Genomic DNA, 10102 nt, shown 5'->3' with positions numbered 1-10102 from the left:
GTGACGGTCCCGACGCCGCCGGCTCATTCATTTTTTCCAGGGAATCCTCGTGTCGCATAAGCTTGCCCCGGCGGTCCTCGCCGCTCTCTTCCTCGCGATCTTCTCTCTCTCCGGTGTCCGCGCCGAAACGCCTCGGCCGGCGACCAACAATGCTGCCGCACTGTCGCCCGACGAAGCCAGGCGCGCGCTGGATACGCTCCAGGATGACAAGAAGCGCGGGCAGATGATCGATACGCTGCGCGCGATCGCGAGTGCGTCTGGTCAGCAGCAGCCTGCGCCGCCCGCACCTGAGCAGAAGTCGCCGATCCCGCTCTCCGCCGACGGCCTTGGCGCGCAACTCCTGCTCACGGTGTCGGAGGAGATTGGCGCGATCTCGAGCGAGATCGCCAGCATGGCGCGGACGCTCACGCACTTCCCGGCCTTCTACTACTGGTTCCTGCGGACTGCGAACGATCCTGCCGCCTACAATCTCCTGATCGAGATCGCCTGGAAGCTGGCGCTGGTGCTCGGCTGCGCCCTTGCGGCCGAGTGGGTGATCTTTCGCCTGATCCGCCGCCCGGTTGCGTTCCTGGAAGGACGCGTGCCGCAAACCGCGCACCTGCCGGCACAGGTGATCCCCATTGCCGACCCGCCGTCCTCAACGGCCGATGTCACGCCCGCGCCCGACTTGAACAAGCGACGCCACAGCCTCGCGCGCGTGTGGCAGGTCCTGTTGCGGCTGCCCTTCGTGCTGGGACGTCTCGTGCTCGAACTGCTGCCGGTGGTCATCTTCGTCGGCGTCGCCACCGCGCTGCTCGGCACCGAGATCGGCGAGCCCACGACCGTTCGCCTCGTGATCCTCGCGGTGGTCAATGCCTATGCCTTCTCGCGCGGACTCATCTGCGTGATCCGGGCGCTGGCGGGACCCTTCGGGCTGTTTCCGGTCCGGGCCGAGACCGCGGCCTATATCGAGATCTGGGCGCGCCGCATCGTCGGCGTCGGCGTCTCCGGCATCGCCTTTGCCAATGTGGCCCTGCTGCTCGGCCTGCATCGTACCGGTTATGCGGCGCTGCTGCGCATGGTGATGCTGGTCGTGCACCTCTTCATCGTCGTCATCATCCTGCAATGCCGCCGGCAGGTCGCCGAGGCCATCCGTGCGCCGGCCGAGCGGCAGGGCATCGCGGCCCGCCTGCGCAACCGCGTCGCCGGCGGATGGCACTATCTCGCCATCGCGCTCGATCTTGCGCTGTGGGCCGTGTGGGCGCTCAACATCCGCAACGGCTATTCGCTGCTTTTGCAGTATTTCGTCGGTACGGTCGTGGTGGCGCTGGTCACGCGCGTCGCCATCATGCTGACGCTCAGCCTGATCGACCGCGGCTTCCGCATCAAGCCGGAGATCCTCCAGCGCTTTCCCGGTCTCGAGATCCGCGCCAACCGCTATCTGCCGCTGCTGCGCAAGATCGTATCCGGCGTGATCGGCTTCATCGGCTTCGTCGCCGTGCTCGAGGTCTGGGGCGTGGACGCCATCGTCTGGTTCTATGGCGGCCAGATCGGCAGCCGGCTGATCTCGGCCGTGGTGACGATCGGCCTTGCCGTCCTGATCGCGGCGGCGATCTGGGAAGCCAGCAACGCGCTGCTGGACCGCCAGATCAACACGCTGTCGCGGGACGGGCACTACGCCCGTGCCGCGCGGTTGCGCACCTTCCAGCCGATGCTGCGCACGGCGCTGCTGTGCCTGATCGCCACCGTCGTCGGCCTCACCGCGCTGAGCGAGATCGGCGTCAATGTCGCGCCGCTGCTCGCGGGCGCCGGCATCGTCGGCATCGCGATCGGCTTTGGCTCGCAGAAGCTCGTGCAGGATCTCATCACCGGGCTCTTTTTGCTGCTGGAGAACACGGTGCAGGTCGGCGACAATGTCAGCGTGTCGGGGCTGTCCGGGGTGGTCGAGAACGTCTCGATCCGCACCATTCGGCTGCGCGCCGGCGACGGCGCCGTGCACATCGTGCCGTTCAGCGCGGTCACGACCATCACCAATGCCAGCCGCGGCGCCGGCAACGCCTCGGTCAGCGTCAACGTCGCCTACAAGGAAGACACCGACCGCGCCGGCCAGATTCTCAAGGACATCGTCGACGAGATGCGCCGCGAACCGGAATTCCGCCCGCTGATCCGCGGCGACCTCGATCTGTGGGGCATCGACAAGGTCGACGGTGCGATGGTGTCGATCGTCGGCCAGATCCGTTGCACCGAGGCCGGGCGCTGGCCGGTCCAGCGCGAATTCAACCGCCGCATGAAGCTGCGCTTCCAGCAGAACGGTATCGACGTCGCTTCCGCCACCCAGACCATCCTGATGCACGTCGTGCCGCCGGCAGATGGCGCGGCCAATCTGACGCCGCGGCGGGCCGCCGGATAGCGGTCAACTTACCGCTTGCCTCGGCCCGCCCGCCAGCGTTCACTCGCCCTCCAGCCCGCTGACAACATGCGGGCGGCAAAAAGGGTGGGAGAGGCTGATGCGGGGGCTGTGGGCCGTGTTGCGCGGTCATGTGATCGTCGTTGGCGCGTTGATCGGATGCGCGATGTGGTGCGCACCGGCAAGCGCCCAGCCATCGCGCCCCATAACCCTCATCGTACCGTTCGCGGCGGGAGGCCCGACCGACACGCTGGCGCGAATCCTGTCCGAGCGAATCGCCGCCGAGTTGCACACCACGGTCGTGGTCGAGAACGTGGCGGGCGCATCCGGCAGCATCGCCGGCGCGCGCGTTGCACGCGCGACACCCGACGGCACCACGATCACCATCGGCCATTGGGGCACCCATGTGCTGAACGGCGCGATCTTCAAGCTGCCCTATGACGTGGTCGCCGATTTCGAGCCGGTCGCAATGATCGCGATGGGAACGCAGCTCATCGTCGGCAGGAAGTCGCTCGAGGCGAATAGCCTGAAAGAGATGATCGCCTGGCTGAGGGCCAACCCCGGCAAGGCCACCGCCGGGACGGCCGGGGCCGGCACGGGCGCACATGTCGCCGGCGTCTTCTTCAAGAACAAGACCGGCACCGACTTCCAGTTCGTGCCCTATCGCGGCGCAGGACCCGCGATGATCGATCTCGTCGCCGGGCAGATCGACATCATGTTCGACCAGGCCTCGAACTCGCTGCCGCACGTCAAAAGCGGTGCGATCAAGGCCTTCGCGGTGACCTCGCCGACGCGGCTCGCATCTGCGCCCGATGTGCCGACCGTCGACGAAGCGGGCCTGCCGGGTCTCTACATCTCCTATTGGCACGGCATCTGGGCACCGAAGAACACGCCGAAGGACATCGTCACCAAGCTCAACGCGGCCATCATCGCCGTGCTCGCCGAGCCCGCCGTCAAGCAGCGCTTTGCCGAACTGGGGCAGGAGATTCCGCACCCGGCGCAGCAGACGCCCGCAGCGCTTGCGGCGTTCCAGAAGGCCGAGACCGAGAAATGGTGGCCGATCGTGAAGGCTGCCGATATCAAGCCGGAATAGCCTTGCGACGTTAACCTTTTCGCGTGCGACTGCCTGTCGTTCGCGAGAGTCTCGCTGCGGTGCGAGATCACAATCGATGCCTCCGTCGCTACGTCCTTGATCTCAATGGAGCGCTGGCCGACAATGTCCGCGGTTCAATATGAAGCTTCTTGGGGGAATTCGTGAATAGACCTGCCCGGGTCGTTGCCCAACCGACATCGTCCAATCCGCCGCAAGGCATGACACTGCTGCGCGATCCCTTGCTCAACAAGGGGACCGCCTTCACGGAAGCCGAGCGCGAGGCGCTGGGCCTGCGCGGCCTGTTGCCACCTTGCGTGCTGACGATGGAGACGCAGGCTCAGCGCGTCCTCACCAATCTGCGCACGCTGCCGACCGATCTGGAGAAATACGTCGCGCTGAACGCGCTGCATGACCGCAACGAGGCGCTGTTCTTCCGCGTCGTCGTCGACAATATCGACGAGATCCAGCCGATCATCTACACCCCGACGGTGGGGCTCGCCTGCCAGAAATTCGGCCTGATCTTCCAGCGGCCGCGCGGCATGTTCATCTCCTCGCGCGACCGCGGTCAGATCGCGGACATTCTGAAGAACTGGCCCTATGCGGCCAAGCTGATCGTCGTCACCGACGGCGAGCGCATTTTGGGACTGGGCGATCTCGGTGCCAACGGCATGGGTATTCCGGTCGGCAAGCTCTCGCTCTATTCGGCCTGCGCGGGCGTGCATCCGGAAGCGTGCCTGCCGATTGTGCTCGACGTCGGCACCAACAACGAAGAGCTCTTGAACGATCCCTATTATCTCGGCCTGCGCGAGCGGCGGCTGACGGGCGAGGCCTATGACAGCTTCGTCGACGAATTCATGCAAGCCGCGCGAAAAACCTTTCCGGGCGTGCTGATCCAGTTCGAGGATTTCGCCAATCATTCGGCGTTCAAGCTGCTGCACAAATATCGCGACGAGGCCTGCATCTTCAACGACGACATTCAGGGCACCGCGGCGGTCGCGCTCGCCGGCCTGTTCTCGGCGCTACGCGTGAACGGCGGCAAGCTGAAGGATCAGCGCATCCTGTTCCTCGGCGCAGGCGAGGCGGCAACCGGCATTGCCGATCTCGTGGTCTCCGCGATGATGGCGGAGGGGGCTTCGGAAGCCGAAGCACTCCGGCGCAACTGGCTGGTGGATTCCCGCGGGCTCGTCGTCGGCGGCCGTGAGGGCCTTTCCGGCCACAAGCTGCGCTATGCGCATACGGGTCAAGCGCCGATCGCCGACTTCCTCACCGCGATCAAGACGCTGAAGCCGACCGCGATCATCGGGGTTGCCGCGGTTGGCGGCGCCTTCACGCCCGAGGTGCTCAAGGCGATGGCTGAGCTCAACGAGCAGCCGATCGTGTTCGCGCTCTCCAACCCGACCTCGAAGGCCGAATGCTCGGCGGAAGACGCCTATCGCTACACCGAAGGGCGCGCGCTGTTCGCCTGCGGCAGCCCGTATGACCCCGTGACGCTCAACGGCCGCAGCTTCGTGCCGCGCCAGGGCAACAACTCCTACATCTTCCCCGGCGTCGGCCTCGGCGTCATCGCCAGCGGCTCGAAGCTGGTGACCGACGAGATGTTCATGGCGGCGGCCCATACGCTCGCCGATTGCGTCGGCAAGGAGGATCTCGCGCAGGGCAGCCTCTATCCGGCCCTGCCGCGCATCCGCGAAGTCTCGGTCCGCATCGCCGCGGCGGTGGCGGATGTTGCCTATCAGCGCGGCCTCGCCGACGGACCCGCACCCAACGACGTCAAGGCGCTCGTGCAGTCGCAGATGTACGAGCCGCATTACTAAGCCGCCATCCCCGGCCAAGCGGCGCGGTTAAGGCGCGTCACGTGTCCGCCTCGTCATGGCCGGGCTTGTCCCGGCCATCCTCGTCTTGACGCGCGGTACGAACGTGGATGCCCGGGAGAAGCCCGGGCGTGACGACCTCGCATATTTCGACTTCCCTCAAATCACGAACCGGCAACTAGGTCAGCACACCGGCACCATCCCAGGTGGAATCGCCATTGTGCCGCGCGGCCGCATATGCGACAGTCTGTAGCGCTACAAGAAAACTCAATCCGCAAGGTAAGTCGCCATGGACGATCGTTTGCCCGAACTGGGCGACCTCGAGCACGAGGTCATGCAATTGGTTTGGGCCCATGGTCCTGTCACGGCCGAAATCGTGCGCGAGCGGTTGTCGCGGCGTCTGAAGGAATCAACCGTGCGCACGGTGCTGCGCCGGCTCGAAGAAAAGGGCTATGCTAATCACACCGTGGACGGACGTACCTACGTCTACCAGGCCGCCGAGCCGCGCGCGAAGGTTGCGGCCAAGGCGGTGCAGCGCATCGTCGACTGGTTCTGCAACGGCTCGATCGAGGAGGTCCTCGTCGGCATGGTGGACAACAAGATGCTCGACCAGCAGCAATTGCGCACGCTGGCCGACCAGGTGGCCAAGGCGAAGAAGGCGAGGGGAGTGAAGAAAGAATGATCGCAACTCTGGCGGAGGCGGCACTGCGCTCCCTTGTGCTGGGAGGCGTCGTCTGGTTCGGTCTCAACCTGTTTCGCGTGCGCAACCCGCACGTTCACATGACGGCCTGGGTCGTCGTGCTGCTGGCATCGCTGGCGATGCCGTTCGTGATGCATTGGCCGACGCTCACGATCACCCGGCTGCCTTTGCCGGTCGCCGTGCCGGATGATTTTCTGCCGGCCGACATCTCGATGCTGGAGACGCCGCACCCCGCGCTGCCAGTCGCGCCCGGCATTGCCATCGCGCCGCAGGCCAGAAGCGGGCTCTCGATCAATTGGTGGCTCGTTGCCACCGTGATCTATGCCGGCGTCGCTGGCCTGTTGCTGCTGCGGCTCGCGATCGGGCTCTGCCTGACCTGGCGTCTGGCGCGCGCGGCAAAGCCGATGAAGGGCCTGCAGATGATCGACGCCGACGTGCGCGTCAGCCGCGATGTCGGCGGCCCCGTCACCTTCGGCTCGACCATTCTGGTGCCGCCGCAATTTTTCAGCTGGGACGCGAAGAAGCGCCTTGCGGTGCTCGCGCATGAAGGCGCGCATGTCGTCAACCGCGATTTCTACGTCCTCCTGCTGGCGTCGTTCAACCGCGCGGTGTTCTGGTTCAGCCCGTTCTCGTGGTGGCAGCTGGCGCGGCTTGCCGAGCTCGCCGAGATCATCAGCGACGCCGAGGCGATCGAGGTGATCGACGACCGGCTGTCCTATGCGGAAATCCTGCTCGATTTCGCCAGCACCGTGAAGCCGCGCCCGGTCGAGCTCGCGATGGCGCGGGCCTCGACCGTTCGCGCCCGTGTCGAGCGCATCATCGCGGCTGCCGCGATGCCCGTCGCCGTCAGCTGGCGCAAGCGGCTGTGGATCGCGGCTGCGATCGTCCCCGTGGTGATCGTGTCCGCCGGCATGATCGCCTATCGCACGCCGGACGCGGCGCCCGTGGCCGCGGATATCGGCGAGGTGCCCGTCCAGCATTACCGCCCGTTCGTCAATTTCTACGCCATGGGTCCGACCTCGGTGTTTGCCGTCTTCCGCGAGGGCGACGAGCTTTACGGCCAGCTCACGGGCCAGCGCAAGCTGCGCCTCACGGTCGGCAATGACGGCACGGCGTCCTATGCGGCTTCGTCCGGCGAGATTACGTTCTCAGCTGATGCGGAGCGCCGCTCGTCCGAGCTGACGCTGCGCATGAACGGCCGCGACATTCGTGCGGTTCGTGTCGCAGAGATGCCGGCGGCGGTAGCCGAGCCCGTATCGCTCGACCCGTATGTCGGTTGGTACAGGATTGCGCCAAACCGCGTGCTGACGGTGCGGCGTGACGGTGATCGGCTCCGGGTGCAGGAAACCGTGCTGAGCCCGGCGACGCTCCTCGCCGAAGGTGCCGACATCTTCTCAATCCGTGGCGAGAATCTCCTGATCTTCCTGCGTGACGAGCAATCAAAGGTCTCGCGCGTGCTGGTGCACAATTCGGTCTTTGGCGCCCGCCTGGCGCCCCGGATCGATGCGGCGGTGGCTCAGGCGATCGAGGCGGATTTCGCGCGCCGCCTTGCGGAAGTGCCTGACCGATTCAGGGAGCAGGTCCCGGCGCCCGGCGGCAAGGAGATGATCTTGCGCGGCATCGAGGATCTTCGCCGCGGTACGCCCAACTACGATCGGATGAGTGCGCCGCTGGCGGCCAAGGTTCACCGGCAGCTCAGCGAGTCGCAAACGACGTTCGTGTCGCTCGGCGCGGTGCAATCGATCTTCTTCCGCGGCGTCGGCCCCGGCGGCTACGACATCTATGGCGCGAAGTTCGAGAACGGCACGGCGGAATTTCGCCTGATGATCGAGCCGGACGGTAAGGCCGGCGACGTGCTATTCCGGGCCGACGGCAATGAGGAGCTCGGCGGCATCGTGCCTTGCGCGGAGGAGGCGAGCGTTCGCGGCCGCGCCGGCACCTCGCCGATCAGGATCATGCTCTACAACGAGATGGCCGACGACATCCAGGTGTTCAAGCTGGACGCGGACGGCAATCGCAAGGCGCAGATCGTCAGGCCCAACATGACCTGGTTCACCACCACCACCGTAAATAATCCCTGGATGATCGCCGACAAATCGGGACGGTGTCTGGAGATCCTGATGCCGGGCCGGCAGACCCGCTTCCACAATGTCGAAGCCTCGAATATCGGCGCGCATCCCGGTCGCGCCGCGCGCCGCGCCGTTCCGATCGCCAATGGCGAGGCGATGCTGCGCCGCTATATCGAGGGCGTCGGCAGAGGACAGCCGGACTACGAGCACATGACCTCGGAAGTGGCCGACATCACACGTCAGCAGTTGCCGTTCGACCAGGCGATCCTGGCGCGGCTCGGTGCGTTGCGTGCGGTCTCCTTCCGCGGCGTCACCGCGCTCGACAGCGACATCTACATCGCCCAGTTCGCCAACGGCTCGGCGGAATGGCGCATCGGCGTCAGGAACGACACCATCACGAAGATCGCGCTCGGGCCGAATTTCTAGGGCCGCCGGCCGCTCCCGATGTCTTGATGGAGGTGTTTCAATCTCCGCTTGTCTGTCAGTCCCGCGAATGCTACGATATGTAGCACTACAATTCGTAGCCTCGAGCGATGCCGTCGGGCGGGCTCGTAGAATTGGGCATTCGCCATGAGCAATTCCGCAAAGGCCGAAGCCGTGCTGGCGCTCCATCGCTTCGGGATGGGGCCGCGGCCGGGCTCGATTGCCGCGCTGGGAAGCGACCCGCGCGCCGCGCTGATTGCCGAGCTCGACCGGCCGCTCGTGCTCGCCGCGGCGGCCAGCCTGCCCTCCAGTGCGAAAGCCTATCGCACCGTGGCCGATGCCAATGCGCGGCGCACGGCCCGCGCCAAGCAAGCGCAGCAGCAGGCCAAGAAGCAGCAGATGGCGTCGGCACCCACCGCAGCTGACGACCAGGCTCAGCCGCAATTGCAGACGCAGGGGCAAGCGGGCCAGGAAAAGGACGCCGCCGAGATGGCGGCGAAGCAAGCCGCCGACGCTATTCCTGATCCCGGACGTCCGATGTATTTGCAGGAAGCCAAGCTGCGCACGGAGGCAGCGCTTGCAGCCGATATCGGCTTTGCCGAGCGGCTGGTCTGGTTCTGGTCAAATCATTTCTGCATCTCGGCCAACCGGATCCAGAGCATGTCCGGTGCCTATGAACGCGAGGCGGTTCGCGCCAATGCGCTTGGCCGGTTCGTCGATCTCCTGCTGGCCGTCGAAGGCCATCCGGCGATGCTGTTCTATCTCGACAATCTCGGTTCGATGGGGGCGAATTCGACCGCGGGCATCAACCGCAGCAGCGGCCTCAACGAGAACTTTGCCCGCGAGATCATGGAGCTGCATACGCTCGGCGTGCGCTCCGGCTACACCCAGGACGACGTCATCAGCTTCGCCAACGTGATGACCGGCTGGACGCTGGTGCCGCCGGGCGCAGATCCCCAGCATGGCGGCGAGTTCACCTTCAATCCCCGGCTGCACGAGCCCGGCGGACAGACCGTGCTCGGCAAGCGCTATGAGCAGGAAGATGTCGAGCAGGGCCGCGCCGTGCTGCGCGATCTCGCCGCGCATCCGGCCACCGCGACCCATGTCGCGACCAAGCTCGCGCGGCACTTCGTCGCCGACGAGCCGCCGCCGGCGCTGGTCGAACAGATGGCGAAGGTTTTTCGCGACACCGAGGGCGATCTCAAGCAGGTCGCGACCCTGATGGTGTCGTCGGACGAGGCGTGGCGTGCGCCGCCGTCAAAGCTCAAGCGTCCCGGCGAATGGGTCGTCGGCATGGTGCGTGCGACCGGCATCACGCAGGTCGATCCCGTCCTCTACACCGGTGGCCAGCAGCTGCTCGGCGAGCCGCTGTGGCGTCCGCCCGCGCCCAAGGGTTATCCGGACGATGAAGCGAGCTGGATCGACGGCGTCGGCCGGCGGCTCGACGTCGCCAACAATTTCGCCGAACGCATCACCGGCATGGCCGATCCGCAAGCCATCATCGAGGACGTCCTTGCATCGCAAATCGCCCCCGAGGTGAAGCAGGCGGTCGGCCGCGCCGAGAGCCGGCAGCAGGCACTGGCGCTGCTGTTCATGTCGGCGGATTTTCAGAGGAGGTGA

Annotated in this window: 6 protein-coding genes; all 6 read left to right on the top strand. The window is 65.9% G+C overall.

The annotated features are described in order from the left end of the window. Positions 1-49 precede the first annotated feature (49 nt). The 6 genes from GGD66_RS09600 (at position 50) to GGD66_RS09575 (ending at position 10102) form a co-directional block, all read left to right on the top strand. Positions 50-2389: a mechanosensitive ion channel domain-containing protein gene (locus GGD66_RS09600; RefSeq protein ID WP_183257505.1), complete on the top strand. Its 2340-nt coding sequence runs from the start codon at positions 50-52 to the stop codon at positions 2387-2389. A gap of 97 nt (positions 2390-2486) precedes the next feature. Continuing rightward, a complete protein-coding gene (locus tag GGD66_RS09595; RefSeq protein WP_183257504.1) occupies positions 2487-3479 on the top strand; it encodes a tripartite tricarboxylate transporter substrate binding protein in 993 nt (330 codons plus the stop codon). A gap of 161 nt (positions 3480-3640) precedes the next feature. Next, positions 3641-5293, top strand: a complete 1653-nt coding sequence (locus GGD66_RS09590) for an NAD-dependent malic enzyme (RefSeq protein WP_312014101.1) — start codon at positions 3641-3643, stop codon at positions 5291-5293. A gap of 286 nt (positions 5294-5579) precedes the next feature. After that, positions 5580-5972: a BlaI/MecI/CopY family transcriptional regulator gene (locus GGD66_RS09585; RefSeq protein ID WP_018319749.1), complete on the top strand. Its 393-nt coding sequence runs from the start codon at positions 5580-5582 to the stop codon at positions 5970-5972. Further along, complete coding sequence (locus GGD66_RS09580) at positions 5969-8485, top strand: M56 family metallopeptidase (RefSeq protein WP_183257503.1); 2517 nt, start codon at positions 5969-5971, stop codon at positions 8483-8485. The genes GGD66_RS09585 and GGD66_RS09580 overlap by 4 nt, the downstream gene beginning before the upstream one ends. 144 nt (positions 8486-8629) lie before the next feature. Beyond that, positions 8630-10102: a DUF1800 family protein gene (locus GGD66_RS09575; protein ID WP_092253287.1), complete on the top strand. Its 1473-nt coding sequence runs from the start codon at positions 8630-8632 to the stop codon at positions 10100-10102.

Origin of the sequence: Bradyrhizobium sp. CIR48 (assembly GCF_014198315.1) — a bacterium.
Classification (GTDB): Bacteria; Pseudomonadota; Alphaproteobacteria; order Rhizobiales; family Xanthobacteraceae; genus Bradyrhizobium.
Note: the sequence above shows the minus strand (reverse complement) of the source record. Positions and strands in the feature narration are given on the sequence as shown.

Coding starts and splice junctions, on each gene's coding strand:
- GGD66_RS09580 (WP_183257503.1), top strand. CDS start 5,969: ATGATCGCAACTCTGGCGGAGGCGGCACTGCGCTCCCTTGTGCTGGGA.
- GGD66_RS09595 (WP_183257504.1), top strand. CDS start 2,487: ATGCGGGGGCTGTGGGCCGTGTTGCGCGGTCATGTGATCGTCGTTGGC.
- GGD66_RS09585 (WP_018319749.1), top strand. CDS start 5,580: ATGGACGATCGTTTGCCCGAACTGGGCGACCTCGAGCACGAGGTCATG.
- GGD66_RS09575 (WP_092253287.1), top strand. CDS start 8,630: ATGAGCAATTCCGCAAAGGCCGAAGCCGTGCTGGCGCTCCATCGCTTC.